Source organism: Mesorhizobium sp. ESP7-2 (genome assembly GCF_020164715.1).
GTDB lineage: Bacteria > Pseudomonadota > Alphaproteobacteria > Rhizobiales > Rhizobiaceae > Mesorhizobium.
This window is the reverse complement of record NZ_JAIUGQ010000006.1, coordinates 21132-47814: the sequence shown is the minus strand read 5'-3', so window position 1 is coordinate 47814 and position 26683 is coordinate 21132. Positions and strand designations below refer to the sequence as shown.

The following is a 26683-nucleotide window of genomic DNA, read 5'->3' as shown; positions in this document are numbered from 1 at the left end:
CTTACATCCGGAACACGCCGAAGCGTGTCTCCTCGATCTCGGCGTTGAGCGCGGCCGACAGGCTGAGCGCCAGCACCTCGCGTGTCCTGGCCGGATCGATGATGCCGTCATCCCAAAGCCTTGCCGATGAATAGAGCGGATGGCCTTCATGCTCGTATTTCATCAGGATCGGCTTCTTGAATTTCGCCTCCTCCTCGGCGCTCCATTCCCCGCCCTTGCGCTCGATGCCTTCGCGCTTGACCATCGCGAGCACGGTTGCCGCTTGCTCGCCGCCCATCACCGAGATGCGGGCGTTCGGCCACATCCACAGGAAGCGCGGCGAGTAGGCGCGGCCGCACATGCCGTAGTTGCCGGCGCCGAACGAACCGCCGATGATCACGGTCACCTTCGGCACCCTGGCGGTCGCCACCGCCATCACCAGCTTGGCGCCGTCCTTGGCGATGCCGCCCGCCTCGTATTTCCTGCCGACCATGAAGCCGGTGATGTTCTGCAGGAAAACCAGCGGAATCTTGCGCTGACAGCACAATTCGATGAAGTGCGCGCCCTTCAGCGCGCTCTCGGAAAACAGCACGCCATTGTTCGCGATGATGCCCACCGGCATGCCATGGAGGTGGGCCAAGCCGGTGATCAGCGTCGTGCCGTAGTTCTGCTTGAACTCATCGAATTCGGAGCCGTCGACGACGCGCGCGATGACTTCGCGCGCGTCATAGGGCTGGCGCAGATCGGTCGGGACGATGCCATAAAGCTCATCCGCAGGATGAAGCGGCGGAATCGATTTCTGTAAGCTCAGGCTTACAGCCTTGTTCCGATTCAGATTCTTGATGATGCGCCGGCAAATGGCGAGCGCGTGTTCGTCGTCCAGCGCGTAGTGATCGGCGACGCCGGAAAGCCTGGTATGCACATCCGCGCCGCCCAACTCCTCGGCGCTGACATCCTCGCCGGTGGCCGCTTTCACCAGCGGCGGTCCGCCGAGGAAGATGGTCGCCTGGTTGCGCACCATGATCGTCTCGTCCGACATCGCCGGCACATAGGCGCCGCCAGCGGTGCAGGAACCCATGACGCAGGCGATCTGCGGAATGCCGGCAGCCGACATATTGGCCTGGTTGTAGAAGATGCGGCCGAAATGCTCGCGGTCGGGAAAGACCTCGTCCTGGTTGGGCAGATTGGCGCCGCCGCTGTCGACCAGATAAACGCAAGGCAGGTTGTTCTGCAGCGCGATCTCCTGTGCGCGCAGATGCTTCTTCACTGTCAGCGGATAGTAGGTGCCGCCCTTCACCGTGGCGTCGTTGACGACGACCATCACCTCGGTGCCCTCGACGCGGCCGATGCCGGCGATCAGGCCGGCCGACGAGATCTCCTCGCCATACATGGACCACGCCGCGAACTGGCCGATCTCGAGGAAGGGCGAGCCGGTGTCCAGCAATTGCGTCAGGCGTTCGCGCGGCAACAGCTTGCCGCGACCGACATGGCGCTCACGTGCCTCATCTGAGCCGCCGCGCTCGACGGCCGCGGCTTTTTCAGCGATGTCGGCAACCAGAGCCCGCATGCGCTCGGCATTGGTGCGGAAGGTTTCGGAGGAGGGCGAGATCTGGGTTTGCAGCGTGGCCATGCTCACACCCCCTCCGCCATGATTTCCCGTCCAATCAGCCAGCGGCGGATTTCGCTGGTTCCGGCGCCGATCTCGTAGAGCTTGGCGTCGCGCAAAAGCCGGCCGGTCGGATAGTCGTTGATATAGCCGTTGCCGCCAAGCAACTGGATGGCGTCGAGCGCCATCTGTGTCGCTCTCTCGGCGGCAAACAGCACGCAGCCGGCGGCATCCTTGCGGGTGGTCTGGCCGCGGTCGCAGGCGGCGGCGACGGCGTAGACGTAGGCGCGCGCGGCGCTCATCGCCGTATACATGTCGGCAAGCTTGCCTTGTACCAGCTGGAATTCCCCGATCGGCTGGCCGAACTGCTTACGCTCGTGAACATAGGGGATCGCCACGTCGAGGCATGCCGCCATCAGGCCGATCGGGCCGCCGGCAAGCACGGCGCGCTCATAGTCGAGCCCAGACATCAGCACCTCGACGCCGCGTCCTTCTTCGTGCAGCACATTGTCGAACGGCACCTCGACATCGCAGAAAACCAGTTCGCCGGTGTTGGACCCCCGCATGCCGAGCTTGTCGAGTTTCTGCGCCACCGAAAACCCCGGCATCGCCTTTTCGACGATGAAGGCGGTGATGCCGCGCGATTCCCGTTCCGGGTCGGTCTTGGCGTAGACGACAAGCGTTTCGGCGTCCGGACCGTTGGTGATCCACATCTTGGTGCCGTTGAGCACATAGCGGTCATTGCGCTTTTCGGCGCGCAGCTTGAGCGACACCACGTCGGAGCCGGCGCCGGGCTCCGACATGGCGAGCGCGCCGACGTGCTCGCCCGAACACAGCGGCGGCAGGTATTTTTCCTTCTGTGCCGGCGTTGCCCAGCGGTTGATCTGGTTGACGCAGAGATTGGAGTGGGCGCCATAGGAGAGGCCGACCGATGCCGAGGCGCGCGAAATCTCCTCGACCGCGATCACATGGGCGAGATAGCCCATGCCGCTGCCGCCGAAATCGGGATCGGCGGTTATGCCGAGCAGGCCGAGCGCGCCGAGTTCGGGCCACAGATGCGCCGGGAATTCGTTGTCGCGATCGATGTCTGCGGCGATCGGCGCGATCCTTTCCTGCGCAAAGCGCCGGACCATGTCGCGCAGCGCCTCGATATCCTCGTCATGCCCGAAGCCGAGCGTGTTCGTGTACATGCCGTTCCTCCCCGGTACCAATGCCGACGTTCGCGCCGACCAGGCGCATTGTCATCGAGAGATATGTCGCCGTGACCTCGGCGATCGACAATCGCTCGCCTGGCCGGAACCAGACGATGACGCCGGTCATCATCTGGATCAGCGCCATGGCCGTCAGGCCGGTGTCCTCGATGTGAAAGACTCTGGCCTCGGCGCCATCGCGCAGGATGGAACGAAGTTCCTTTTCGTAAGCCGTGCGCATGCGCAGGATCTGTGTCAGCCTGTCGGGCGACAGGCTGCGCAATTCCATGTTCGAGACATGCGTGGCGTGGCGGCGTTCGATATGAAAGGCGATGTGGTTGCGCACATAGGCGGCAAGCTGCCACGCCGGATCCGCGCCGGCTGGCCTAGTCTGCTCCCAGGCCTCGCGAAGCCCTTGCATATGCTCGCGCATCAGCGTGAACAGCAGGTCTTCCTTGGTCGGGAAATAGCGGTAGAGCGCGGCTGCCTGCACGCCGACCTCGGCGGCCAGCTGGCGCATCGACATCGCTTCATAGCCGTGGCGCGCTATCAGGGTGACCGCCGCGTCGCGGACTGCCGCTTCGGTTCGCTCGCCGTCCGATCCTGTGGTTCGTGCCATCGTCGCCTCGTTGGATGGCAATAATAAAACGAACGTTCAATTAATTCAAGAGGAGGCGGGACCTGCCTATGCTATGATCCTGAAATCTTCAGGCGTGATCGAGGTCTCCAGCTCCTCCAGATCGATCCGAGAGACAGCCGCGCCGGGCGGGCCTTGCCGAAGCCGTTCGATCATGGCCGCGATGGCTGCGTCGGCGCCGGTAAGCCATGCCGTAACCGAGCCGTCTCGTTCGTTGCGCACCCAGCCCAGCAGCCCGTACCTCGTCGCTTCGCCTCGCGCCCAGATCCGATAGCCGACACCTTGGACCGTGCCGTATATGCGCGCCTGCACTGCCCTTTTCCGATCACTCATGGCTCGCTCCCTTGCATAGAGTCTGGCGCAGCACCGAACGAAGGCAATTGGCTTGAGGCGCTATCCAGCCCGAAAAGCTTGGGATTCCTGCGGAAGATGGATAATTTCATCCAATTTCGAACCGGCGGCTTACGCGGTCGGAGAATCCTTCGCAAATTCTCCGCGCCACTAATCGTGATCTCGGGCGCCTGACCGCGGGCCTGAACGACAGGCAAGCCGCGGAGTTGTCGGATGTGCTGACGCGTGTCAGGCATCTGCTCGGCGCAGCGACGACTCCCGAGCGCCGCGAACTACCCTAGTTTCCGCGCGCCGCTGCCAACGCGCCGGGCAATTCCTCGGCGAAGATATCCAGTTCATGGTCGAGACCGACACTGACGCGGATGCAGCGGTCGAGCCCTGGCGCCATCGGCTTGCGGATGAAGACGTCGCGCGACAACAGTCCCTGCAGCACTTTCAGAGCGAAAGCGCCGTCATGGCCGCAGTCAATGGTGACGAAATTGGTCGCCGAGGCGAGCGGCCTCAACCCGTTCTGTTCGGCGATATCGGTGATGCGCCGCCGTCCGGCGGCCACCCGGGCCACCACCGTCTCGAGATAGGTCTGGTCGGCGAGCGCCTCGACGCCGGCGATCTGTGCCATGCGGCTGACGCCGTAATGGTTGCGGATCTTCTCGAAGTCGCTGATCACCTGCGTCTCGGCCAACGCATAGCCGCACCGTATGCCGGCAAGTCCGTAGGCCTTCGAAAAGGTTCGCATGCGGATGACGTTTGGCCGCGAGATATCGATCGGCGGCAGGGCCGAGGCCGGCCCCAATTCGCCATAGGCCTCGTCGAGCACGAGCATGGTGGTTTCCGGCAAGGCTTGCATGAAGCGGATGACCTCGTCGGCTTCCCACCAACTGCCCATCGGATTGTCCGGGTTGGACAGATAGACCAGCGGCGCCTTCTCCCTGACGACCGCCGCGAGCAGACCGTCCAGGCTTTCCCTGTCGTTCTCGTAAGGGACGGTCACCAGCCGGCCGCCGACACCGGCAATGTGGAAATTGAAGGTCGGATAGGCGCCGAGCGAGGTGACCACCGCATCGCCTGGCGCCACATACATGCGCGCCACCAGGCTGAGCAGGCCGTCGATGCCTTCGCCGACAACGACGTTCTCGACAGCCACGTTGTGACGCGCCGCGGCCGCGACTTTCAAATCGTAATTGTCTGGATCGCAATACATCCACTGGTCGCGCGCGACAGTCTCCATGCGGGCGATGACGCGCGGCGAGGGGCCAAAGCTGCTCTCATTGGCGCCGATGCGGGCACGGAAAGCGCGCCCGCGCTCACGCTCCTGCGCTTCGGGGCCGACAAACGGCACGGTAGACGGAAGCGCGGCGATGAGTGGTGAGAGGGCAGGGTACTGAGGCATGGTGGAGCTCGCTTGAAAGGGCCTTCTTGCTAGCGTGCCGGGTGGGGCGGTGCAAGTTACTCCCAGACAGCAATTTGTCATGCTGGATTCGGCCACCTCTTTTTGCTAGCCGGACACGATGAGCAATCGATTGCCGCCCGCTTGGTCCAAGCATCTTAAAACTTCATCTGGGCCGAAAATCTCGCAGCCAAAAATCGCGCAACCGAAAGCGAATCCGCCATCGCAGGCGCAAGCTGACGACGCGCTGCCCTCCGCAGCCGCTTATTTCCAGCAGAACCCGGTATCGGCAGACGGAATCATGGCGAGGCCGTGAGGCACGAGCCAGGGAATTGCCGCAGAAACGCCGCATCGCGCAAAGCCGCGATCCGATACGCTCCTATTTTTCCATATTAATGATGCGGGCTTGTTGATTGTGCCGCCGCTTTTCTTTATCCAGCGGCTCAACGGAGAGGTGGCCGAGTGGTCGAAGGCGCTCCCCTGCTAAGGGAGTAGAGGTCAAAAGCTTCTCGTGGGTTCGAATCCCATCCTCTCCGCCATCCTGCTTCGCGCTGCTGTGCTAGCTCACAATGGGCGGCATCGACGCGGAGAAGATGCCGCCGAAGGCGCCTCGGAAAAACTCAAAAGCCAAGTGGGCCGACGGTTGGTCTTGGGCTTATCTCTGGTTTTTCCGCGCCTCTGCTTGATCCAGAAAGAGGGCGATGTCGGTAGGCAGGTTGCCGGTCTCCAGGAAGGGGGCGTGCCCCTGGTCTGGAACGGTGATTGTCCTGGTGCTGGGATGACGCTTTCGCATCTCCTCCAGCGTTTCAGGCGACAATAGCCTCGAATTGGCACCGCGTATGACGAGCAGTGGAATGGTCGCCAACGCATTGAACTGCTGCCACAGATCCGGCAATGGCTGTGACAAGTCGAGACCGGCAACCGTGTCGACCAGCTTCGAATCGAAATCGGGCAGCAGCCCTTGATTCGTCTCGCGATAGATCGCGCGCACCATCCGCTCCCAGTCGCTCTCGGCAAGCGCTGGAAAATCCTGGCTATGAACGTTGCGCTGGGCATCCACCGCCTCGGCGAGGGTTTTGGGCTTCGGCGTGCGTTCGAGATAGGACTGGATGTGAGCGAGACCCGCGGGCTCGATCACTGGCCCGATGTCGTTGAGCACGATGGCTTCCAGCACCGCCGGCTGCATCGCGCCAAGCACATGGATGATCAGTCCGCCGCGCGAGGTGCCGATGAAGGCCGCCTGTTCGATGCCAAGTGCGGCCAGCCCGGCAAGGACGTCGCCGGCTTCGATGCCGACATTATAGTGGCTGACATCGGGATCGTAGGCCGACTGCCCGCGTCCGCGGTAGTCGAAGGCGACGACCTTGCGCGCAAGGGCGGATCGCGTCGAGAGATGGAGCGCAAGCTCGTGAAAATCCCGCGCGTTACGCGTCAAGCCAGGCAAGCTCACGACCGGCCAATGCGCGGAATTCGCTTCGCCATAGACGCACGCGTGAAGTCTCAGCCCATCTGGCGCGGCATAGAAGAAGTCGGAGAATCCGCCGTCGCTCGCCATCTGAGTGCCAGTCCTTGTTTAAGTGACCGACTGCTACAGGCGAGGGTGGAGATCGTCAAACACTCTTCCCTTATCCACAAGGGGAGGAGGAAAGAGTGCCTCAGCTGCGCCCGTTCACGAGATCGCCAATGATGTCGTACCTGCCCGAAATACGCATCTTGTAGACCTCGTAATTCTCCATCACGCGCTGCACGTAACTTCTTGTTTCCGTGTAGGGAATCCGCTCGATCCAGTCCACCACCGCATCGATGTCCTTGCCGCGCGGGTCGCCGTATTTCGCCACCCACTGGCTGGCCCGGGTCGGGCCGGCATTATAGCCCGCGAAGGTCAATACGTACGAGCCGTTGAAGCGATCGAGCTGTTCGCCGAGGAACGCCGAACCAAGCGTTGCATTGTAGCCGGCGTCGGTTGTCAGCCTGGTCTGCGAAAACTGCAATCCGGCCTTCTTCGCCAATTGCTTGGCGGTTCCCGGCATCAGCTGCAGCAGCCCGCGTGCGCCGGCACTGGATACGGCGCCGATATTGAATTCGCTTTCCTGGCGGGCGATCGCATAGGCCAGCGCCTTGCCCGAACCTGAAATATTGGCCGAATCGGGGATGACGCCGAGCGGATGCGACAGCGCGCCGACATCGATGCCGCGCGCCCCGGCGATCTTGCCGATTTTCAGCGCCATGAAATGGTTGTCCTGCTTTTCGGCAAGGACAGCGAGCAGCGCCAGTTCACCCGGGCTGTTCAACTGCCCGGCAAGGTCGCGGTAGAGCGTTTCGGCATAACGGTCGTAGCCTGCCTCCTGCAGGCGCTTGATGGCGGAGACGGCCTCGCGGCCGGCAAAGTTCTGCCGGTCGGCCGCACTCGGCTGGGGATAGACGATGTTGAGCGCCTGCCGGCCGACGCGTTCGGCGGCCAACTGGCCGTAAAACGTCGTGCCGTAGGTCGCCGCACGTCCAAAATAATCCTTGGCATTGCCGGGGCCGCCGACTTCCGCGGCGCGGCCGAGCCAGTAATAGGCGCGCGACAGGGTCACCGGCCCCTGGGCAAGGTCGGCGATGCGCGCGAAATGCGTCGCCGCGAGCTTGGGATCGTTCAGGCCGCGCAGCGCGTACCAGCCGGCATGGAACTCGGCTTCCGCCGCATTGGGCGCGCTTTCGGCGGCATGCGTGACGACTATCTTGTAGGCGGTCTTCATATCGCCCTGGTCGACCAGTTCGCGCGACAGCACCCGGCGTTCGACCCACCAGGCGTCGGGATCGACCAGGGATTCACGGTCTGCCGGCGCTTTCATGACAATAGCCGCGGCGCCCGCGAAATCCTTCTGCTTGCGCAGATATTCGGCCTGCGCGAAGAAATAGCCGGCCGAGCGCTGCGCCGCCGGCACGGCCTTCAGCAGTTTGGCCGTGTTCTTGTCGCCTCTGTCAGCCGCCGCCCAGGCGTCGGCAAGCGGCTGGGCGCCGGCGAGGCCGGCGACACGCAAGGCGGAATTCACCCGGTCGGCATAGAACATGCGCTCCATGCGAAAACGGTGATCGGCGGCGGGAACGAGGCTGCCGAACTCCTTTATCAGAGCCGTCTCGTCCTTGGCGTCCAGGATCGCGGTGCGCCAGAACGGCGACAGCACCGATCGCGCCGCCTTGGCGTTGCCGGATGACACATAGGCGCGCGCGAGAACCATCACGCCTTCGAATGTCTGCGGCTGGCTGCCGCCGAATGCCTTGACGACCATGTCCGCCGCCGGATTCTCGCGATAGAGTGCGCGCTCGCTGTGCTTGCGCAATGCAACGGTGCCCGGCCAGTTGGGCAGCATCTTCGCGGCTGCTGCGATGTCGCCGCTCGGCACCTTGTCGCCCCCGTAGAGCGCGATCGCCCAGGCCAATATGTGCTGGTCGAGCGATTGTGCGGGCAGCGCGTCGCGCACACCGCGCGCGCCGGGAATATCGCCGGCCGCCAGCGCATCCAGACCGCTTTTCAAGAGCGTGACGCCGGGTGAGGGCGCCGGTTGCGCCTTGTCCTCTACACCAGGCATCGGAATGGCCGAGGTGACCCGCACATCGACGCTGCCGCTGATCGCCACGCCGGGCACCAGCGCGGCGATGGCGCCAAGAAGCGCGAACAGATGGGGCCGACCCCTCGGCATGATCTCGTATCTCTCCTTAATCCAGCATTTTACCAGCAGGCGAAGAAGCCTAGAAGCCTAAACTTAGGTCGTGAAGGGCTCGTAAACAAAGGGTTATCGAGGCCGTTCGAATTACGTTTGCTGGCACCATGGCAATGCTTGCCGCGCAACAATGTCGAGACTATGGTGCGCGGCTTCGCTTTCGGTTAGAAGGCGCGCACGACAAAACACCGATGCATGTCGCCCAAAAGTGGATACCGGTTTGGGGCCACGACATGCATGAACCAAGAAGTCCCAAGGAGTTGGACGACATGCTGAGAGGCTCGCTTACCGCGCTCGTGACACCGTTCGAAAAGAGCGGGCGTTTCGACGAGAAAGCCTTTCGCGCGTTCATCGAATGGCAGCTTGGCGAAGGCACCACGGGCCTCGTCCCGGTAGGCACCACCGGCGAGTCGCCGACGCTGTCGCATGACGAGCATCGCCATGTCGTCAAGGTCTGCATCGAGGTGGCCAAGGGTCGCGCCCCCGTGGTTGCCGGCGCCGGTTCCAACAATACCGAGGAAGCTGTTGGGCTTGTGCAATATGCCGAGAAGGCCGGTGCCGATGCAGCCCTGGTCGTCACGCCCTACTACAACAAGCCGACGCAGCGCGGCCTGTACGAGCATTTCGCCGCCGTCGCCAGGGCGACCAAGTTGCCGATCATCATCTACAACATCCCGCCGCGCTCGGTGATCGACATGATGCCGGAAACGATGGGCCGGCTGGCGCACGACTTCAAGAACATCGTCGGCGTCAAGGACGCGACAGGCAAGGTCGAGCGCGTGTCCGAGCAGCGCATGACCTGCGGCAAGGATTTCATCCAGCTTTCCGGCGAGGATGCCTCCGCGCTCGGCTTCAACGCGCATGGCGGCGTCGGCTGCATTTCGGTGACCTCGAACGTCGCGCCAAGGCTGTGCGCCGAATTCCAGGAAGCGACGCTCTCCGGCGACAGCGCCAAGGCGCTCGAGCTGCAGGACCGTCTCTTGCCGCTGCACAAGGCAATCTTCATAGAGCCCGGCGTCTCCGGCGCCAAATACGCGCTGTCGAAGCTGGGCAAGGTCGAGAACGTGCTGCGCTCGCCTCTGGTCACCATCGAGCAGTCCACGGCCGAAAAGATCGATGCGGCCATGAAGCACGCCGGCTTGATTAATTAACGAGCCCGTTTGGAAACTCTACTCCTGCGGCCATCTGAAGGCGCCACCTGCGCTTCCGGTGCTCGCGTACTATATGTACGCTCCGCTCCGGTTCCGCGCATGGCTCCGAAAGCACTTCGCTTTCGGAAAGGAACATGCGCAAAGTCGGATTTCTAGAGCGTCCTTTGCGCGTTAAAAAACGCGCGGCGCTCTAGTAGCACCATCATCTGACTCGCAGGAGCGAGTTTCGAAACGGATTCCGGACGTTATGAACCAAGTCAGAAAAGCCGACCCCAACAACAAGACCGTTGCGGAAAACCGCAAGGCGCGGTTTTCCTATGAGGTGCTCGATACGATCGAGACCGGCTTGGTGCTGACCGGCACCGAGGTGAAATCGCTGCGCCAGGGCCAGGCCAACATCCAGGACAGCTATGCCTCGGTCGAAGGCGGCGAGATCTGGCTGATCAATTCCTATCTGCCGGAATACCTGCAGGCCAATCGCTTCAACCACGAGCCGCGCCGGCGCCGCAAACTGCTGCTCAACAAGCGCGAGATGGCAAAACTGTCGCAGAGCGTCGACCGCGAAGGCATGACGCTGGTGCCGCTGAAAATCTATTTCAACGACCAAGGACGCGCCAAGCTGCTGCTTGCCGTTGGCCGTGGCAAGAAACTGCACGACAAGCGCGAGACCGAGAAGCAACGCGACTGGTCGCGCGAAAAGGGCCGGCTGCTCAAGGAACGCGGGTGATCAGGTGACAGCCTGATAGAGCCAACAGTCGGGCTTCAAGATCGAACAATCGGCAAGTCCAACAGGGGGATGGTCTTGAAGAAGAGGATTGTTCTCTGGGGCTTGGCCAGTCTTACCCTGGCGTGTGTCGTTGTGGTGGGCGCCGTGGTCTATTTCCACACCTACTCCCCCGACCGCGGCAGATATCCGGTCCGGGGCATCGACGTCTCCCATCATCAGGGCAAGATCGACTGGCGCCGTGTTGCCGCCGATGATGTGGCTTTCGCCGTCATCAAGGCGACTGAAGGCGGCGACCATGTCGACGATGCTTTCGCCGGCAATCTGCGCGAGGCCCGCGCCGCCGGGCTCGCCGTCGGCGCCTATCATTTCTTCACCTTCTGCCGGCCGGGCGCCGACCAGGCCAGGAATTTTATCTCGGTGGTGCCGCACGATCAGCCATTGCTGCCGCCGGTCGTCGACATCGAGTTCGGCGGCAACTGTCCGCAGCGCCCGTCACCCGAGCAACTAAACGCCGAACTCGAGGCTTTCCTCGGACCCGTCGAGGCGGCGTTCGGCAAGCCGGCGATCGTCTATCTGACGGATGAAGCCGAGGTGGCCTATGCCGGGCAAATCGCCGCTCGCCCACTCTGGCTGCGCTCACTGCTCAAGGAGCCGGACCGCCGTGACTGGATCTACTGGCAGTACCACAACCGGGGGCGTGTGGTCGGCATCGAGGGGGATGTCGACCTGAACGTCTTGCAGGGCGGGCCGGAGAAGCTGGCGGCGCTGCTTGCCTCCCCATCTTGATGAACAGCCCCGATCCGATGGCGGTCCGGTTCTTCAAAAGCCCGTGCCATGCAGCTGAACCATTCACGATCCAGCTGATGTCGGGACAGCCAGATTTTCCCTGGTGATGCGTCGACCCATCGCCGAATAACCCATCCCGGCGGCCATGATGGCGATGGCCACGCATTGGATCGCCAGCGGGGTCTCGCCAAGCACGATCATGCCGACCATCACGGTGGCGATCGGCACACCCGGCAGGAACAGCGATGCCGTCTGCGAGCCCAATCGGTCGACAATGTAAGTGTAGAGGAACATTGCGGCAGCGCCCGCGAGAAAACCTTGAATGACGATCTGGCTGACGATCTCGGCGCCTGCGGCCGCATGAAGGCCGCTTGGTGCAAAGAGGTAGAGAAGTGGCAGCGGCAGGCAGGACAAAAGCACGACGCTCGCGGTCGCCGTGACCGGTTCGACGCGCCATCGCTGCACAAGGACGGCATAAGCGGAAAACATCGCACCCGATCCGATAAACAGCAGATCCCCGAACAGGACATTATTGGCACCGGTGCGCGCCGGCGCTATGAACAGCAACAAGCCGGCGATGATCGTGACGATGCCAATGATCCGCCGGCGCGACGCGCTTTCCCTGAACAGCGACAACAGGAACGAGAAGAAGACGATCGACGCGGGGCAGAGCGCCGCGGCATGGGCGGCGGGAGCATGGGTCAAGCCCCAGTTGATGATCATCGGATAGGGCAATCCGGCCAGCGCCGCCAATGTCGATCCACGCCGCCAGCCCAGCGCCGTCATGGTCGCCAGGCCGCGCCTCCAGACGATCGGCAGGAACACCGCGCCGGCACCGGCAAAGCGCAAGCCGGCCATGTCGGTGGCCGTCAGATGCTCCCTGAGGCTGAAGCGGGCGGCCACGAACTGCGCGGCATAGATGGCGATCATGACGAGACCTGCGATCACCGCCGGTCTTGTGTTTCCCGTGTCTCGTCCGTCCGCCATGTCAGTTCTGCCGCCATATTCATGTCGCCAGGCGGAGACAGCTCTGGCTCTGCGATGAAGCGCAGCCTATTGCCGAAATGGCTGCGACAAAATACTCTGGTTTTCGCGATCTGAAGTGTAATTCACGCAAATGAGGTGGCTTGAACGTGAATCCTGAATCAGGCGACCTGGACGCCGTCGACCGTACTCTTCTGCGGCTGCTGCAGGAAGACGGACGCCGCACGACGCTCGATCTGGCAACGCGGGTCGGCCTGTCGCCGACCGGCGCCAGCCAGCGCGTGAAGCGCCTGTTTCGCGACGGCTTCATCACCGCCATCAGGGCGGTGCTCAATCCGGCAAAGATTGGCCGCGGCATGCTTGTCTTCATCGAGGTGCGGCTCGATCACACGGCCCCGCATATCTTTGACCGCTTCGCCGAGGCGGTCGCAAAGGCGCCCGAGGTTCTGGAATGCCACATGGTCGTCGGCGGCTTCGACTATCTCGTGAAGGCGCGCATTGCCGAGATGGCCGACTATCAGGACTTTCTCAAACGCGTCATCCTGCCGCTGCCGGGAGTGAAGGAAACACATACCTATGCGTCCATCGGCGACGTGAAACCGGATGCCCTGCTGCCAGTGTGAGCAGGTATCGGAGACCGTACGGTGTCCGATACCTCAATTCTTCAGGAATGCCGCGATCTCGCTGAACACCCTGACGAACATGTCTTCGGTCAACACACCGGTATTGGTGTTGTAGCGCGAGCAATGATAGCTCGAAAACAGCGTAATGCCGCCGGCCGGCACTTGCCCACCATGTTTGAACGGATAGGTGCCGACGCGCTCGCCCAGTGCCCGCACCGTCGACTGGTGCGCGATCGATCCCAGCGCCAGCACGGCGCGCAGGTTGGGAAAGCGAGCGATCGTCGGCACCAAAAATGTCCGGCAGGTGGCGATCTCGGCACCCACCGGCTTGTTCTCCGGCGGCACGCAGCGCACCGCATTGGTGATCGCCGTGCCGACGAGCTCCAGCCCGTCATCGGGCCGAGCCTTGAATTCGCCGCGTGCAAAACCGTGGGCAATCAGTGTCGAATAGAGCAGGTCGCCGGCATAGTCGCCGGTGAACGGGCGCCCGGTGCGGTTGGCCCCGCGCAGGCCGGGCGCCAGGCCGACGATCAGAAGCCGGACGGTATCTTCGCCGCCCGGTGGCAGGAAGGTCGGCACCGGCGCGTTGAACCAGGACGGCTCGCGCTGCCGCCATTCGGCGATGAAGTCATGCAACCGCGGGCAGAGTGGGCAGTCGCGGCTGGGTTCGGAAGCGGAGAGGGCGGTCAAGTCGACCGGCCTCAGTAGTCGTCCTCGTCGACTTCAGCCGGTTCGGGCCGCCGTACGGGCCGCTCGGAGGGATCGCGGCCGACTTCGTTCTTCAGTGTCGCCAGGTCGATGAAATGGTCGGCCTGGCGGCGCAGGTCATCCGAGATCATCGGCGGCTGCGAGGCCATGGTCGAGACGATCGACACCTTGCGGCCACGCCGTTGCAGCGCCTCGACCAGCGTGCGGAAATCGCCGTCTCCGGAGAATATGACATAGTGGTCGACGACGTCAGCGAGTTCCAGCGCATCGACGGTCAGCTCGATGTCCATATTGCCCTTGATCTTGCGGCGGCCGGTCGAGTCGGTGAATTCCTTGGCCGGCTTGGTCACCACCTTGAAGCCGTTATAGTCGAGCCAGTCGATCAGCGGCCGGATCGAGGAGTATTCCTGGTCCTCGACCAGCGCGGTGTAATAATAGGCGCGCAGCAGGTAACCACGCTTGTGGAAGCTCGCCAAAAGCTTGCGATAGTCGATGTCGAACCCGAGCGCGCGCGAGGTGGCGTAGAGATTGGCTCCGTCGATGAACAGGGCGATTTTTTCGCGGGGATCGAACATGGAAATAGTCCTTTTCGAAATAAACGGCCGTCTAAACGAAATGCGGTAGCGACTGGCGGTCAGCTCATAATAAACCGGCTGACCTTGAACCAACCGAGATAACGCCAGTTTGGTGGCAATCCAAGGGCAGGTGGCGCACTGCAAGCAATTGTGATCGTGGCGCCGAACCGTGGACGCGGACTGCCCTGTGGGCCCGCATTGCCATGATGCTTGTATTTTGGCGCCGTTCGGGTTATGGACCGCGCCTGTTTTCCATTACATCCAGGCATGAAAGGGGCAATCCATGGCCCGCGTAACCGTTGAAGATTGCATCGACAAGGTCGACAACCGCTTCGAGCTGGTGCTTCTGGCCGGCCACCGCGCCCGTCAGATCAGCCAGGGCGCGCAGATCACCGTGCCGCGCGACAACGACAAGAACCCGGTCATCGCGCTGCGCGAGATTGCCGACGAGACGCTGTCGCCCGACGACCTCAAGGAAGATCTGATCCATTCGCTGCAGAAGCATGTCGAGGTCGACGAGCCCGAAGCCGATGGCGAAGTGATCGCCGACCAGACTGGCGGTGCCGTTACCGCCGCCGACACCGACGACGCCGAGGACAACATCACCTTCGATCGCATGACCGAGGAAGACCTGCTGGCCGGCATCGAGGGCCTGGTTCCCCCGGAAAAGAGCGACGACTACTAAGAGCTTTTGATAGTTCTATTCAGCCGGTCGCCTAGCGCAGTTTTCTGCGGTTCCGGTGCCTCTCGAAAACTACGCTATCCGACCCGGCTGAGCGAATTCTGAAAAGCCCTTTGGAATTGGCTGGAACAATCTTCCGGCACTTCCGTCCCGGCGGTTTCGTGGCTATCTATGACATGCGCCGTACGGTAGTGCGGCGCATGATTCATTTCATCGCCGAGAGATTCCGCCCATGATGCGTCAGTATGAGCTTGTCGAGCGCGTCCAGCGCTACAAGCCTGACGTCAACGAGGCATTGCTCAACAAGGCCTATGTCTACGCCATGCAGAAGCATGGCCACCAGAAGCGCGCTTCCGGCGATCCCTATTTCTCGCATCCGCTCGAAGTTGCCGCCATCCTTACCGAAATGCATATGGATGAGGCGACGATCGCCGTCGCCCTGCTGCATGACACCATCGAGGACACCACGGCGACCAGGGCCGAGATCGATGAGCTGTTCGGACCCGAAATGGGCAAGCTGGTCGAAGGGCTGACCAAGCTGAAGAAGCTCGATCTCGTGTCGAAGAAGGCGGAGCAGGCGGAAAACCTGCGCAAGCTTCTGCTCGCGATCTCGGAAGATGTCCGCGTGCTCCTGGTCAAGCTCGCCGACCGGCTGCACAACATGCGCACCCTCGACCATATGCCGGAGGCCAAACGCCTGCGCATCGCCGAGGAGACGATGGACATCTACGCGCCGCTGGCCGGGCGCATGGGCATGCAGGGCATGCGCGAGGAACTAGAGGAGATCGCCTTCCGCTTCATCAATCCGGAAGCCCATCGCGCCGTTACCGCTCGGCTCGCCGAAATCTTCGAGCGCAATAAGGATGTGTTGTCCGAGATCGAGAAGGCTCTTTCGGGCCTGTTCGAGAAACACGCCATCAAGGCCGGTGTGAAGAGCCGCCAGAAGAAGCCGTGGTCGGTGTTCCGCAAGATGGAGGCCAAGGCGCTGTCCTTCGAGCAATTGTCCGACATTTTCGGCTTCCGCGTCGTCGTCGACAGTGTCGAGGACTGCTATCGCGCGCTGGGTGCAATCCACACCACCTGGTCGATGGTGCCCGGCCGTTTCAAGGATTACATCTCGACGCCGAAACAGAACGACTACCGTTCGATCCACACCACCATCGTCGGCCCTTCGCGCCAGCGCGTCGAGTTGCAGATCCGCACCCGCGAGATGAACAAGATCGCCGAATACGGTGTCGCCGCCCATTCGATCTACAAGGACACTGGCGGCAAGACGAATGGAGCCGTGCACGCGATCTCGAAGGAGACCAATGCCTATGCCTGGCTGCGGCGCACCATCGAGCAGCTGGCCGAAGGCGACAACCCGGAAGATTTCCTCGAGAACACCAAGCTGGAGCTGTTCCAGGACCAGGTGTTCTGCTTCACGCCGAAGGGCATGCTGATTGCCCTGCCGCGCGGCGCCACGCCGATCGATTTCGCCTACGCCGTCCACACCGATGTCGGCGACACCTGCGTCGGCGCCAAGGTCAATGGCCGCATCATGCCGCTGATGACGGAACTGAAGAATGGCGACGAGGTCGAGATCATCCGCTCCAAGGCGCAGGTGCCGCCAGCGGCGTGGGAATCGGTCGTCGTCACCGGCAAGGCGCGCGCCGCCATCCGCCGCGCCACCAAGAATGCGATCCGCAAGCAGTATTCCGGCCTTGGCGCGCGTATCCTGGAGCGTGCCTTCGAACGAGCCGGCAAGACCTTCACCAAGGAAAGCCTGAAGCCCGTCCTACACCGGTTGGCGCGCAAGGACATCGAGGATGTACTGGCCTCCGTCGGTCGTGGCGAACTGGCTTCCACCGATGTCATGAAGGCGGTCTTCCCCGACTACAAGGACGAGCGCGTCACCCCCGCGGCTCCCAAGCAGCGCGAGGAGGGCTGGTCGAAGATCCGCAACGCCGCCGGCATGCTGTTCCAGATTCCGGGCCGGGCCGCGCGCAAGGACAAGGACCAGCCAGGCGCCGGCGCCGTGCCGATCCGCGGCGTGCGCGGCGACCTGCCGGTGCGCTTCGCGCCGGAAGGGGCCGTGCCTGGCGACCGTATCGTCGGCATCGTCCAGCCGGGTACAGGCATCACTATCTATCCGATCCAGTCGCCGGCGCTGCAGGCTTTCGACGACCAGCCGGAGCGCTGGATCGACGTGCGTTGGGACATCGACGAACGCACTAAGGAACGGTTTCCCGCGCGGGTCTCGGTCACCGCCATCAACGCGCCGGGCTCGCTTGCCGATATCGCCCAGGTCGTTGCCTCCAACGACGCCAACATCCATACGCTGTCGATGGTGCGCACCGCGCCCGATTTCACCGAAATGCTGATCGATCTCGAAGTCTGGGACCTGAAGCATCTCAACCGGCTGCTGTCGCAGCTCAAGGACAATTCGAGCGTCAGCGATGCGCGGCGCGTCAATGGCTAGCGATAGCCGACCATGGGGGACGAGATGAACACCGACGAAGTGCTGGGCATATTCCGTGAGGCTGGCGCCGTTCTGGAGGGGCATTTCATCCTGACGTCGGGCCTGCGCAGTCCAATCTTCCTGCAGAAGGCACGGGTGTTCATGCATGCCGACAAGACCGAGCGGCTGTGCAAGGCGCTGGCGCAGAAGATCCGCGCCGCGGTGCCAGGCAAGATCGACTATGTCGTCGGGCCGGCGATCGGCGGGCTGATCCCGGCCTACGAAACCTCGCGCCACCTTGGCGTGCCGGCGATCTGGGTGGAGCGGGAAGGGGGCGAGTTCCGCTTGCGGCGCTTCGAGATCGACCGAGGCGCCCGCGTCGTCATCGTCGAGGACATCGTCACCACCGGATTGTCGATCCGCGAAACCATCGATTGCCTGCGCGACCTTGGCGCGGAGGTGGTCGCAGCCGCCTGCATCATCGACCGTTCGGCCGGCAAGACCCATGTCGGCGTGCCGCTGATCGCGCTTGCCGAATATGAGGTTCCAGCCTACCCGCCGGACAGGTTGCCGCCGGAGCTTGCCGCCATTCCGGCCGTCAAGCCCGGCAGCCGTAACATCTGACGAGGAGGTCGCATTGATCGTCGGCATCGATCATTTCGTGCTGACGGTGGCGTCGCTCGAGGCGACCTGCGCCTTTTATCAACGCGTGCTGGGTTTTGAACGCGTCGATACGCCGGGCCGGCCGACGGCACTCGCCTTCGGCAATCAGAAGATCAATGTCCACGAGATCAGCCGCACCTTCGAGCCGAAGGCGAAGTCGCCGACGCCAGGATCCAGTGACTTCTGCCTGATCACCGACCGGCCGCTCGATGAATTCCTTGCCGGCCTCGAAGCCAACCACGTGACGCTGGAACTCGGGCCGGTCGACCGCATCGGCGCGCAGGGGCCGATGATGTCGGTCTATTTCCGAGACCCGGATGGCAACCTTGTCGAAGTCAGCCAGTACCTGCGGTAGATATCGATTATTTGGCTGCGACCATTAGCCGAAACCACTTCTCAAATTCGCCGCGATTGTCCGGTGTGGAGAAACGAACCTTACCAAAAATTATGGCCGCTGTGCAGGTGGACCTCGGTTGTTGTGGAGGTTGCGGATGGCTATATCAAAGTCGCGATTGCCTTCTGGCGACCGTAAAGCGCAAGATATGGTGGTCGAAGCCCGGCTGGAAACAGCGGGCGTGTAAGCTGTGAATTGTCGGGAATAGGAAGAGAGTGCTTTTTCGTCGGCGCAAACCTGATGGTCTTTTCGAGCGGGTGCGCACCTATCTGTGGCCGCGCCGTTCGTTTTCGCGCTCGCTTCAATATTTCTCCAAGCGCATTCTGCGGCTGAAGGCCACCCCGCACGCTGTGGCGGCAGGCGTCGCCGCGGGTGTCTTTGCTTCGTTCTTCCCCGTCGGTTTCCACTTCATCATTGCCGCCGTTCTGTGTTGGGTGATCGCCGGCAATCTGGTGGCAGCGGCTCTCGGAGCCGTATTTTTCGGCAATCCGCTGACCTTTCCGCTCTTGTGGGGCGCATCCTGGGAAACCGGCAAGCTCATACTGCACGATCGCCTTCCGTCGCACGGTCCGCCGGCGCATCTGGGCGAGATGATGCACACGCTTTCCTTCGCCAAACTATGGCATCCAGTCCTGGAGCCGATGTTGATCGGCGCCGTGCCGCTCGGGCTGGGGTTCGGCCTGGTGTTCTACGGCGTCACGCGCTGGGGCATGAATGTCTTTCGCGAACAGAGGCGCAAGCGGCTGGCCGAGCGCGCGAGACGCCATGAGCATTCGCCTCATCCCGGCGGAAGCGTCGGTTCCGCCACCCAATGATCATCGGCATCGGCAGCGACCTGATCGACATCACACGCATCGAGAAATCGCTTGAGCGCCACGGCCAGCGCTTCATCCAGAGGATCTACACCGAGGTGGAGCAGGCGCGTTCGGAGAACCGGCGCGCCCGCGCGGCTTCCTACGCCAAGCGCTTTGCCGCCAAGGAGGCTTGCGCCAAGGCATTGGGCACCGGTCTGGCGCAAGGGGTCTTCTGGCGCGACATGGGTGTCGTCAACCTGCCCAGCGGTGCGCCGACGATGGCGCTGACCGGCGGGGCGCTGGCGCGGCTGGAGAAGATCCTGCCTCAAGGTCATCGGGCAGTGATCCACCTCACCATCACGGATGATTTCCCGCTCGCTCAAGCCTTTGTGATCGTAGAAGCGCTACCGGTCGAAGAAGCGCCACATTGATTGCATCTGACGACCGGCATTGACGTTGCCCAGCGCGCGCCGAGACTCTATACCATCCAACGCACAATCGAGGACGACATGAGCGTGGCTGAAAAATCCCAGAAGAAATCCGGCGGGCTTGGCGAAACCGTCAGCGTCATCGTCCAGGCGCTTTTGCTCGCCCTGGTCATTCGCACGCTGCTGTTCCAGCCGTTCTCGATCCCGTCGGGCTCGATGCGGCCGACGCTTCTGGAAGGCGACTATCTGTTCGTCACCAAGTGGTCCTACGGCTATTCACGCTATTCGCTGCCTTTTGGACCGGACATTTTCTCGGGCCGCATCTGGGGCTCCGAGCCCAAGCGTGGCGACGTGGTGGTGTTCAAGTTCCCGCCGGATCCGTCCGTCGACTACATCAAGCGCGTCATTGGCCTGCCCGGCGACAAGATTCAGATGAAGGATGGCCAAGTCTTCATCAACGGCGTCGGCGTGCCGCGCGTCAAGACCGGCCAGATCGACAATCCCGACATCACGGAAAAGGATTATCCGATCGATGTCTATCGCGAGACGCTGCCCGATGGCGTCAGCTATGATACGCTCGACCTGTCGCCGAACTCGATCGGCGACAACACGCGCGAATTCGACGTGCCCCCCGGCCACTATTTCATGATGGGCGACAACAGGGACAATTCCGCCGACAGCCGCTTCACCGTCGGCTATGTTCCGGCCGAGAACCTTGTCGGTCGCGCCAACCTTGTCTTCTTCTCGATCGCCGGCAAGGCAAGCCCGCTCGAAATCTGGAAATGGCCGTCGCTGATGCGCGCTTCGCGCCTCTTCCATTTCGTCAACTAGGGTCATGGCGGCACCAAAAAGGTTGACCGCCGATGCGCTCGCCGAAGCGCTTGCGGAACTCACGGGTCATGCCTTTGCCGACCGCCAGCGCCTGCAGCGTGCGCTTACCCATGCCAGTGCGCGGGGCGCCAATGCCGGCGCCGATTATGAGCGGTTCGAGTTTCTCGGCGACCGGGTTCTTGGCCTTGTTGTCGCCGATATGCTGCTGGCTGCCTTTCCCGATGCCGCGGAAGGGGAGTTGTCGCTGCGGCTCAATGCGTTGGTCAATGCCGAGGCGCTGTCTGACATCGCCGAGCATATCGGGCTGCCGGACCTGATCCGTGCCGGGTCGGACGTGCGCGGGCTCGATGGCCGCAAGCGCGTCAACCTGCGCGCCGACGCATTGGAATCGCTGATCGCAGTGCTTTATCTCGACGGTGGCTTGGAAGCAGCCCGCGCGTTCATCCACAAATACTGGCAGCCGCGTTCGCTGGCATCGGGTGCCGCGCGCCGCGACGCCAAGACCGAATTGCAGGAATGGGCGCATCAGGCGGCGAGTGCTGTTCCAGCCTATCAGATCGACGGCCGGGAAGGCCCCGATCACGATCCGCTGTTTACCGTCACCGTCAAGGTCGGCGCGTTTCAGCCGGCGACCGGCAGCGGCCGCTCCAAGCGCGAGGCCGAACAGGCCGCCGCTGCTGCCCTTCTGCTTCGCGAGGGCGTCTGGGTTCATGAAGGGAATGCGGCATGACCGCCGAAGACACCGCAGCGGCTCCTGTCACGCATTCCGGCTTCGTCGCGCTGATCGGCGCGCCCAATGCCGGCAAGTCGACGCTGGTCAACCAACTGGTCGGCGCCAAGGTCTCGATCGTCACCCATAAGGTGCAGACGACACGCGCCATCGTGCGCGGCATCGCCACCCACGACAACGCGCAGATCGTCTTTGTCGACACACCGGGCATCTTCAAGCCCAAGCGGCGGCTGGACACGGCAATGGTGACCACCGCCTGGGGTGGCGCCAAGGACGCCGATATCGTTTTGCTGCTGATCGACGCCGAACGCGGCATCAGGGGCGACGCCGATGCCATCCTCGAACGGCTGAAGGATGTGCGCCAGCCGATGGCGCTGATCCTCAACAAGGTCGACCGCGTCAAGCCGGAAGCGTTGCTTGCTCTGTCCGCGGCGGCGAACGAGAAAGTGCCGTTCCAGCGCACCTTCATGGTCTCCGCGTTGACCGGCTCCGGCTGCAAGGACCTGCTCGATTATCTGGCGCAGGCGCTGCCGGCCGGCCCGTGGTATTATCCGGAAGACCAGATTTCCGACCTGCCGATGCGCCAGCTCGCGGCCGAGATCACCCGCGAGAAGCTTTATCTCCGGCTGCATCAGGAGCTTCCCTATTCCTCGCATATCGAAACCGAGAAATGGGAAGAGAAACCGGACGGCTCGGTGCGCATCGACCAGACCATCTATGTCGAGCGCGACAGCCAGAAAAAGATCGTGCTCGGCCACAAGGGCGAGACCATCCGCGCCATCGGGCAGGCCGCGCGGATGGAAATATCAGGCATATTGGAGCAGAAGGTGCACCTGTTCCTGTTCGTGAAAGTGCGCGAGAACTGGGGCGATGACCCCGAGCGCTACCGCGAGATGGGGCTGGAGTTTCCCAGCTGACGCACGGAGGCTTCTGTCGTCAGAGCATCGGTGAGCAACGAGTTACTTGCCTATTGCGATATCGGCGGGCTTGATCCCCACGCCTTTCAAAACAAAGGTGACGAGGTCTGGATGAGGGATACGGTAGATATCTTGAGTTGCCGGATTCCGGCAATCGCTCATCGTACGGCGAAACGCGATCACTAGACGGTCAAAGAGTGTTCGCCGCAGAGGCGAATTCGTTTCGCAATAGGCGAGCAAGCGCGTGCCGAATTGCGTTTGCTCGGACAGTTGGAGGGCTCTTTGCCGATCAGCCCATCGCGATCGTTGCAAAAGCGGAGCTGGATCAGCCCACAAGACCAGATGCTCGGGCGGGAGCGCGCCAGACGCAGAGATGAGGCGGCCACAACGCTTAAAACCGGTTGCCGCGGTAAACTGGACAAAGCTTGTGCGGCGCGTCATGCATTTGTCCGACTCTTCGACCACGATCTTTTGGCTGAATCTCGTTGGGTTCATCTGGGCTGAGATTGTGACGTCGAACAGCCCCGATTCCGCAAGCGCAAGTAGGGCCGACTCATCCGACGGAGCATCGAATACCGTGAGATGATAGGGTGGGGCCGACGTAGGACTGTCGGTTTGCAATGATGCAATTTGATACGAGCGAATGCCTCGGAGAACGTCATCCCACTCAGGTCTGAAGACGATGATCAGCATGAGCACAAGGACAATGAAAGCGATCCAACGGCCGCCCCTTCTCTGTGACTGGATCAGGACGACCGCATAAATCAGCGACCCGAACAAAAATAGCCACATTGCGCCGAATGGGACGAGAACGAAGATGAAAACGAGTGGATGCAAATTGCTTCATCTTTCTGCATACAGCATGCAGCTTGGTATGCCGTTTGAGTATTTCTGTTCGATCTCACAGTTTTAGTTAAAATTTCGAATAACCAAGGGCTTCCGCTCGCGTCGTCATCGCTTCTGGGACGCAGTTATGTTTTTTGATCGGGACCGATGGTTGGTAGAGCAAATATTGATACCGGTCTCGCGCGCCGGCTGATCGACGCGCAATTCCCGTGCTGGCGGCACCTGCCAGTTAGTCCGGTCGCGCCCGAAGGCTCGCGCCTGCCTCGCGGCAGATGAAGCGACCTGGGTGCGCGGGCGTGGCTGGGCGCTGTGGAAGGCACTCATCACAGCCGCCGGCCACATAGACGTCGCCCCGGCCGAGATCGAAGAATCGTGGCGAGTGATCGATGCGGTGATCGGTCACGAACGTCAGGCGTGAGGCGAAACACTTGGCGCCGTCATCGGACGGCGCTGATGGATCAAAAAAGCCGCTGCCGCCGGCAGCCCTTCGCATGGCCCTCTATCGTCGGCTGAATGCACGAGAAATTGGCCAGGTTTGACTTGATGATCTGATGTTTTAATAAGTAGGTTATTCGATATTTGTTAGACGACGTAACGTTGTCGATTTGAAAACAATATAATATGATGGCAAAGTAGAGCTTATTATAAAATATACGTGAAATTATTACATAAAAATGACGATGTGCCATTTGTGCCAGTCCGAAAATCGGTCTGACACGGTTAGTGTTATTTGTGCAACACTGATTTAATCTGTGGCGTAAATCCGGCATATTCGTGGAATTGTCATTGAAGGCGGAAGGTTGGTGGGTATGTTCGCCGCGAAAAGGGGACGCGGTGCGAGCCCGTTTTCATTGTGGGGGTGAGGCGGGAAAACATATCCGCCAGCCACAATTCAGAAGCCATCTTATTAACTTGACTGGAGAGGTCAGAAAATGAACATCAAGAGCCTCCTTCTCGGCTCAGCCGCGGCACTGATCGCGGTGTCCGGCGCTCGCGCCGCGGACGCGGTCGTCGTCGCCGAACCGGAACCGGCCGAATACGTCAAGATCTGCGACGTCTATGGCGCCGGCTACTTCTACATCCCGGGCACCGAAACCTGCCTGCGCATCGGCGGCTATGTCCGTTATGACATCGGCGTCGGCGATGCCGGCTCGCTCGATGGTGTCAACCACGTTCCGGATCACCAGGACGCCGGCACGACACATTCGACGTACTATAAGAACACCCGCTTCACGCTGAAGACCTGGACCGGTCAGGAGACCGAACTCGGTACCCTGAAGACCTACACCGAGACTCGCTTCAACTACGGCAACAGCTCCGGGGACTACCTTGATCAGGGCGCCTCCAATGCGGACGATTGGCAGGGCCGTAACAAGTCGCTCTCACTGCGTTTCGCCTGGATTCAGCTCGGCGGTCTGCGCGTCGGCAAGGACGACACGGCCTTCGATACGTTCATCGGCTATGCCGGTAGCGTCATCCAGGACACGCTGGTGCCCTATGGCGGACAGGAGAGCAATGTCGTTCAATACTACTTCGACGCGGGCAACGGCTTCTCCGGGCTGGTCTCGCTCGAAGAAGGTGCTGGCAAAACCGGCACTATCGACAGCTACGTCCCCCATGTCGTCGGCGGCTTGAAGTACAAGGCCGACTGGGGCGCGATCACCGGCGTTGTCGCCTATGACAGCAATTATGAGGAAGTGGCCGGCAAGGTTCGTCTGGACGTCAACGTCACCAAGGAACTGTCGCTGTTCGTCATGGGCGGCTATGGCACCGATGACAACCTCACCGATCCGACCAACTTCATCAATGCCAAAGGCCGCGGCTTCTACAAGCAGTGGGGCGGCAACTGGGCAGTCTGGGGCGGCGGTACCTACAAGTTCAACGCCAAGACTTCGTTCAACGCCCAGGTCTCCTATGACGATTGGAAGAACCTCGGCATCGCCGCCAACATCGCCTATACCGTTGTGCCCGGCTTTGTGGTCACGGCGGAAGTCGATTACCTCAATGCAGGCAAATTCGACGACGTCGACTTCAACAACTGGACCAAGGCCAACAAGAAGAGCAGCGTCGGCGGCATTCTCCGCTTCCAGCGCTCGTTCTAAGGCATAGACCGACCTCACCAGCCGCCCGCAGCGTATTGCTGCGGGCGGTTTTTTGTTTGCCGGTAAGGTGCTGTTTTGCCAGGCACCTAGGCCTCATCTTGATTTCGCCACCCGATCGGTGAAAAGCTCCTGATATGGAATGGCGCGACGAGGGAATCATTCTCGGCACCCGCAAGCATGGCGAAACCAGCGCCATTCTCGAGGTGATGACACGTGCCCATGGCCGGCATCTTGGCCTCGTGCGCGGCGGCCGCTCCCGCAAGCAGCAGCCCGTTCTCCAGCCCGGCAATCGCGTCGATCTCTTGTGGCGTGCGCGCCTCGACGAGCATCTGGGTACCTTCCAGGCCGAAGCGATCGAAATGAATGCCGCCCGGCTGATGGACAGTGCCATCGCCGTCTACGGTCTTCAGACGATGGCGGCGCACCTGCGCCTGCTGCCCGAGCGTGATGCCCATGGCGGCCTCTACGAGGCGCTTTCGGTGATGATCGTCCACCTGGACGATGCCGACGCCGCCGGCGAGTTGGTGGCGCGTTTCGAGCTTCTGATCCTCGATGAACTCGGCTTTGGCCTCGATCTCAGTCAATGCGCCGCCACCGGCACCAAACAGGATCTTGCCTATGTCTCGCCGAAATCGGGACGCGCGGTGTCGCGTGAAGCCGGGGCGCCATGGCACGACAAGATGCTGGTATTGCCCGCATTTCTGGAGCGCGGCTCCGGCATGCGTGCGAATCAGGCGGCGATCGCGGACGCCTTCCGCTTGACCGGTTTCTTCTTCGCTCGCCATGTCTACGAGCCGCGCGGCATCGATCAGCCCGACGCGCGCGCCGGCTTTCTTGCAGCGCTGCGCAAACACCACGCAGCGCACAAGCCCATCGCCGGAGAGAACGCGGCCAGAGAAATCATCAGATGAGCGAAGTCGAACTCTATCCGGGCCGGGTCTCGCCGCTCGGCCTTGGCACCATTCCCCATGCCGACATCCTGAAATACACCGGCCTCGAATTGCTGCAGCGAATCATCGACGGCAAATATCCGGCACCGCCGATCTCCTTCCAGCTCAGCTTCGCGTTGACCGAAGTATCGGAAGGTCGCGCCGTATTTCGCGGCGTACCGAACGAACGCCACCTCAACCCGCTGGGTGGCGTTCATGGCGGCTGGGCGGCGACGCTGCTCGATTCGGCCTTGGCTTGCGCCGTGCAGACGTTGCTCGACAAGGGCGAGGGCTACACGACGGCGGAGTTCAAGGTGAACCTCACGCGGCCGATCACGCCCAGGACCGGCGAGGTCGTCTGCGAAGGCAAGGTGGTCCACAAGGGCCGCACGCTTGCCGTTTCGGAAGCAACGCTGAAGGACGCCGGCGGCAAACTGCTGGCTTTCGGCACCGAGACATGTTCGATATTTCCAGCCGCCAATCTGGCGGCACGTTGAGTTTTCAGCCGTCTGGCCG

At 62.0% G+C, this 26683-nt stretch carries 27 protein-coding genes and 1 tRNA gene; 17 read left to right on the top strand and 11 right to left on the bottom strand.

Translation table 11 applies throughout. The features are described from left to right. Window position 1: 1 nt before the first annotated feature. The 5 genes from LB543_RS08255 to LB543_RS08235 all read right to left on the bottom strand — a co-directional run bounded on the left by LB543_RS08255 (window position 2) and on the right by LB543_RS08235 (window position 5153). Entirely contained in the window at window positions 2-1609 is a 1608-nt protein-coding gene (locus LB543_RS08255) for a carboxyl transferase domain-containing protein (protein ID WP_224613723.1), read from the bottom strand. A 2-nt stretch (window positions 1610-1611) separates the two neighbouring features. Next, complete coding sequence (locus LB543_RS08250; RefSeq protein WP_224613722.1) at window positions 1612-2775, bottom strand: isovaleryl-CoA dehydrogenase; 1164 nt, start codon at window positions 2773-2775, stop codon at window positions 1612-1614. Beyond that, complete coding sequence (locus LB543_RS08245) at window positions 2744-3394, bottom strand: TetR/AcrR family transcriptional regulator (protein WP_224613721.1); 651 nt, start codon at window positions 3392-3394, stop codon at window positions 2744-2746. The genes LB543_RS08250 and LB543_RS08245 overlap by 32 nt, the downstream gene beginning before the upstream one ends. Window positions 3395-3460: 66 nt before the next feature. Next, entirely contained in the window at window positions 3461-3745 is a 285-nt protein-coding gene (locus LB543_RS08240) for an acylphosphatase (protein ID WP_224590557.1), read from the bottom strand. A 295-nt stretch (window positions 3746-4040) separates the two neighbouring features. After that, a complete protein-coding gene (locus LB543_RS08235) occupies window positions 4041-5153 on the bottom strand; it encodes a pyridoxal phosphate-dependent aminotransferase (RefSeq protein ID WP_224613720.1) in 1113 nt (370 codons plus the stop codon). A gap of 445 nt (window positions 5154-5598) precedes the next feature. Here LB543_RS08235 and LB543_RS08230 point away from each other — a divergent pair. Further along, a tRNA-Ser gene (locus LB543_RS08230) sits at window positions 5599-5689 on the top strand. 116 nt (window positions 5690-5805) lie between these two features. Here the strand turns inward: LB543_RS08230 and LB543_RS08225 are convergent. Next, window positions 5806-6705: an alpha/beta fold hydrolase gene (locus LB543_RS08225; protein ID WP_224613719.1), complete on the bottom strand. Its 900-nt coding sequence runs from the start codon at window positions 6703-6705 to the stop codon at window positions 5806-5808. Window positions 6706-6805: 100 nt separating this feature from the next. Then, window positions 6806-8836, bottom strand: coding sequence for a lytic transglycosylase domain-containing protein (locus tag LB543_RS08220; protein ID WP_224613718.1), 2031 nt, complete (start codon window positions 8834-8836; stop codon window positions 6806-6808). A 290-nt stretch (window positions 8837-9126) separates the two neighbouring features. Here LB543_RS08220 and dapA point away from each other — a divergent pair, with 290 nt between their 5' ends. The 3 genes from dapA (at window position 9127) to LB543_RS08205 (ending at window position 11521) form a co-directional block, all read left to right on the top strand. Beyond that, entirely contained in the window at window positions 9127-10008 is an 882-nt protein-coding gene (gene dapA / locus LB543_RS08215; protein WP_140759348.1) for a 4-hydroxy-tetrahydrodipicolinate synthase, read from the top strand. 247 nt (window positions 10009-10255) lie between these two features. Beyond that, window positions 10256-10735 carry an SsrA-binding protein SmpB gene (gene smpB, locus LB543_RS08210; RefSeq protein WP_027144197.1) on the top strand — a complete coding sequence of 160 codons (480 nt, stop codon included), beginning with the start codon at window positions 10256-10258 and terminating at the stop codon, window positions 10733-10735. 75 nt (window positions 10736-10810) lie between these two features. Next, entirely contained in the window at window positions 10811-11521 is a 711-nt protein-coding gene (locus LB543_RS08205) for a GH25 family lysozyme (protein WP_224613717.1), read from the top strand. Between the two features lie 63 nt (window positions 11522-11584). Here the strand turns inward: LB543_RS08205 and LB543_RS08200 are convergent, their stop codons facing one another. Further along, window positions 11585-12508: a DMT family transporter gene (locus LB543_RS08200; RefSeq protein WP_224613716.1), complete on the bottom strand. Its 924-nt coding sequence runs from the start codon at window positions 12506-12508 to the stop codon at window positions 11585-11587. Window positions 12509-12654: 146 nt separating this feature from the next. Here LB543_RS08200 and LB543_RS08195 point away from each other — a divergent pair, with 146 nt between their 5' ends. Next, a complete protein-coding gene (locus LB543_RS08195) occupies window positions 12655-13128 on the top strand; it encodes an Lrp/AsnC family transcriptional regulator (protein ID WP_140759246.1) in 474 nt (157 codons plus the stop codon). 33 nt (window positions 13129-13161) lie between these two features. Here the strand turns inward: LB543_RS08195 and LB543_RS08190 are convergent, their stop codons facing one another. Continuing rightward, on the bottom strand, window positions 13162-13818 hold the full coding sequence (locus tag LB543_RS08190) for a uracil-DNA glycosylase (RefSeq protein ID WP_224613715.1): 657 nt from the start codon (window positions 13816-13818) through the stop codon (window positions 13162-13164). An 11-nt stretch (window positions 13819-13829) separates the two neighbouring features. Continuing rightward, entirely contained in the window at window positions 13830-14411 is a 582-nt protein-coding gene (locus LB543_RS08185) for an NYN domain-containing protein (protein ID WP_027144193.1), read from the bottom strand. Between the two features lie 283 nt (window positions 14412-14694). Here LB543_RS08185 and rpoZ point away from each other — a divergent pair, with 283 nt between their 5' ends. The 9 genes from rpoZ (at window position 14695) to era (ending at window position 22290) form a co-directional block, all read left to right on the top strand. Next, a complete protein-coding gene (rpoZ, locus tag LB543_RS08180; protein ID WP_224613714.1) occupies window positions 14695-15096 on the top strand; it encodes a DNA-directed RNA polymerase subunit omega in 402 nt (133 codons plus the stop codon). Window positions 15097-15325: 229 nt separating this feature from the next. Continuing rightward, on the top strand, window positions 15326-17554 hold the full coding sequence (locus tag LB543_RS08175) for a RelA/SpoT family protein (RefSeq protein ID WP_140759250.1): 2229 nt from the start codon (window positions 15326-15328) through the stop codon (window positions 17552-17554). A gap of 24 nt (window positions 17555-17578) precedes the next feature. Then, window positions 17579-18157: an orotate phosphoribosyltransferase gene (pyrE, locus tag LB543_RS08170; RefSeq protein ID WP_140759252.1), complete on the top strand. Its 579-nt coding sequence runs from the start codon at window positions 17579-17581 to the stop codon at window positions 18155-18157. A 13-nt stretch (window positions 18158-18170) separates the two neighbouring features. After that, window positions 18171-18551, top strand: a complete 381-nt coding sequence (locus LB543_RS08165) for a VOC family protein (RefSeq protein WP_224590550.1) — start codon at window positions 18171-18173, stop codon at window positions 18549-18551. Between the two features lie 254 nt (window positions 18552-18805). Next, a complete protein-coding gene (locus LB543_RS08160; protein ID WP_224613713.1) occupies window positions 18806-19405 on the top strand; it encodes a DUF2062 domain-containing protein in 600 nt (199 codons plus the stop codon). After that, window positions 19402-19815 carry a holo-ACP synthase gene (acpS, locus tag LB543_RS08155; protein WP_224613712.1) on the top strand — a complete coding sequence of 138 codons (414 nt, stop codon included), beginning with the start codon at window positions 19402-19404 and terminating at the stop codon, window positions 19813-19815. The genes LB543_RS08160 and acpS overlap by 4 nt, the downstream gene beginning before the upstream one ends. A 78-nt stretch (window positions 19816-19893) precedes the next feature. After that, window positions 19894-20643, top strand: a complete 750-nt coding sequence (gene lepB, locus LB543_RS08150; RefSeq protein ID WP_027144187.1) for a signal peptidase I — start codon at window positions 19894-19896, stop codon at window positions 20641-20643. A 4-nt stretch (window positions 20644-20647) separates the two neighbouring features. Continuing rightward, window positions 20648-21373, top strand: a complete 726-nt coding sequence (gene rnc / locus LB543_RS08145) for a ribonuclease III (RefSeq protein ID WP_224613711.1) — start codon at window positions 20648-20650, stop codon at window positions 21371-21373. Beyond that, window positions 21370-22290 (top strand): GTPase Era, encoded by a 921-nt coding sequence (gene era / locus LB543_RS08140; protein WP_224613710.1) that lies wholly within the window; start codon window positions 21370-21372, stop codon window positions 22288-22290. Before rnc ends, era begins: the two co-directional genes overlap by 4 nt. Window positions 22291-22332: 42 nt before the next feature. Here era and LB543_RS08135 read toward each other — a convergent pair whose 3' ends face one another. Beyond that, the gene (locus LB543_RS08135) at window positions 22333-23127 is read right to left on the bottom strand and encodes a hypothetical protein (RefSeq protein WP_224613709.1); all 795 of its coding nucleotides are present in this window, start codon (window positions 23125-23127) and stop codon (window positions 22333-22335) included. 941 nt (window positions 23128-24068) lie between these two features. Between LB543_RS08135 and LB543_RS08130 the strand changes: the two genes are divergently transcribed. The 3 genes from LB543_RS08130 to LB543_RS08120 all read left to right on the top strand — a co-directional run bounded on the left by LB543_RS08130 (window position 24069) and on the right by LB543_RS08120 (window position 26664). Further along, a complete protein-coding gene (locus LB543_RS08130; RefSeq protein ID WP_224613708.1) occupies window positions 24069-25238 on the top strand; it encodes a porin in 1170 nt (389 codons plus the stop codon). A gap of 134 nt (window positions 25239-25372) precedes the next feature. Continuing rightward, window positions 25373-26149, top strand: a complete 777-nt coding sequence (recO, locus tag LB543_RS08125) for a DNA repair protein RecO (RefSeq protein ID WP_224590545.1) — start codon at window positions 25373-25375, stop codon at window positions 26147-26149. Beyond that, entirely contained in the window at window positions 26146-26664 is a 519-nt protein-coding gene (locus LB543_RS08120) for a PaaI family thioesterase (RefSeq protein ID WP_224613707.1), read from the top strand. Before recO ends, LB543_RS08120 begins: the two co-directional genes overlap by 4 nt. Window positions 26665-26683 lie beyond the last annotated feature (19 nt).

What these genes read in the sequence shown, in the direction of transcription:
- LB543_RS08130 (WP_224613708.1), top strand. Translation starts at nt 24,069, where the DNA reads ATGAACATCAAGAGCCTCCTTCTCGGCTCAGCCGCGGCACTGATCGCG.
- smpB (WP_027144197.1), top strand. Translation starts at nt 10,256, where the DNA reads ATGAACCAAGTCAGAAAAGCCGACCCCAACAACAAGACCGTTGCGGAA.
- LB543_RS08240 (WP_224590557.1), bottom strand. Translation starts at nt 3,745, where the DNA reads ATGAGTGATCGGAAAAGGGCAGTGCAGGCGCGCATATACGGCACGGTC.
- LB543_RS08235 (WP_224613720.1), bottom strand. Translation starts at nt 5,153, where the DNA reads ATGCCTCAGTACCCTGCCCTCTCACCACTCATCGCCGCGCTTCCGTCT.
- lepB (WP_027144187.1), top strand. Translation starts at nt 19,894, where the DNA reads ATGAGCGTGGCTGAAAAATCCCAGAAGAAATCCGGCGGGCTTGGCGAA.
- rpoZ (WP_224613714.1), top strand. Translation starts at nt 14,695, where the DNA reads ATGGCCCGCGTAACCGTTGAAGATTGCATCGACAAGGTCGACAACCGC.
- LB543_RS08255 (WP_224613723.1), bottom strand. Translation starts at nt 1,609, where the DNA reads ATGGCCACGCTGCAAACCCAGATCTCGCCCTCCTCCGAAACCTTCCGC.
- dapA (WP_140759348.1), top strand. Translation starts at nt 9,127, where the DNA reads ATGCTGAGAGGCTCGCTTACCGCGCTCGTGACACCGTTCGAAAAGAGC.
- pyrE (WP_140759252.1), top strand. Translation starts at nt 17,579, where the DNA reads ATGAACACCGACGAAGTGCTGGGCATATTCCGTGAGGCTGGCGCCGTT.
- LB543_RS08185 (WP_027144193.1), bottom strand. Translation starts at nt 14,411, where the DNA reads ATGTTCGATCCCCGCGAAAAAATCGCCCTGTTCATCGACGGAGCCAAT.
- acpS (WP_224613712.1), top strand. Translation starts at nt 19,402, where the DNA reads ATGATCATCGGCATCGGCAGCGACCTGATCGACATCACACGCATCGAG.
- LB543_RS08175 (WP_140759250.1), top strand. Translation starts at nt 15,326, where the DNA reads ATGATGCGTCAGTATGAGCTTGTCGAGCGCGTCCAGCGCTACAAGCCT.
- LB543_RS08225 (WP_224613719.1), bottom strand. Translation starts at nt 6,705, where the DNA reads ATGGCGAGCGACGGCGGATTCTCCGACTTCTTCTATGCCGCGCCAGAT.
- era (WP_224613710.1), top strand. Translation starts at nt 21,370, where the DNA reads ATGACCGCCGAAGACACCGCAGCGGCTCCTGTCACGCATTCCGGCTTC.
- LB543_RS08245 (WP_224613721.1), bottom strand. Translation starts at nt 3,394, where the DNA reads ATGGCACGAACCACAGGATCGGACGGCGAGCGAACCGAAGCGGCAGTC.
- LB543_RS08220 (WP_224613718.1), bottom strand. Translation starts at nt 8,836, where the DNA reads ATGCCGAGGGGTCGGCCCCATCTGTTCGCGCTTCTTGGCGCCATCGCC.
- LB543_RS08200 (WP_224613716.1), bottom strand. Translation starts at nt 12,508, where the DNA reads ATGGCGGACGGACGAGACACGGGAAACACAAGACCGGCGGTGATCGCA.
- LB543_RS08250 (WP_224613722.1), bottom strand. Translation starts at nt 2,775, where the DNA reads ATGTACACGAACACGCTCGGCTTCGGGCATGACGAGGATATCGAGGCG.
- recO (WP_224590545.1), top strand. Translation starts at nt 25,373, where the DNA reads ATGGAATGGCGCGACGAGGGAATCATTCTCGGCACCCGCAAGCATGGC.
- LB543_RS08120 (WP_224613707.1), top strand. Translation starts at nt 26,146, where the DNA reads ATGAGCGAAGTCGAACTCTATCCGGGCCGGGTCTCGCCGCTCGGCCTT.
- rnc (WP_224613711.1), top strand. Translation starts at nt 20,648, where the DNA reads ATGGCGGCACCAAAAAGGTTGACCGCCGATGCGCTCGCCGAAGCGCTT.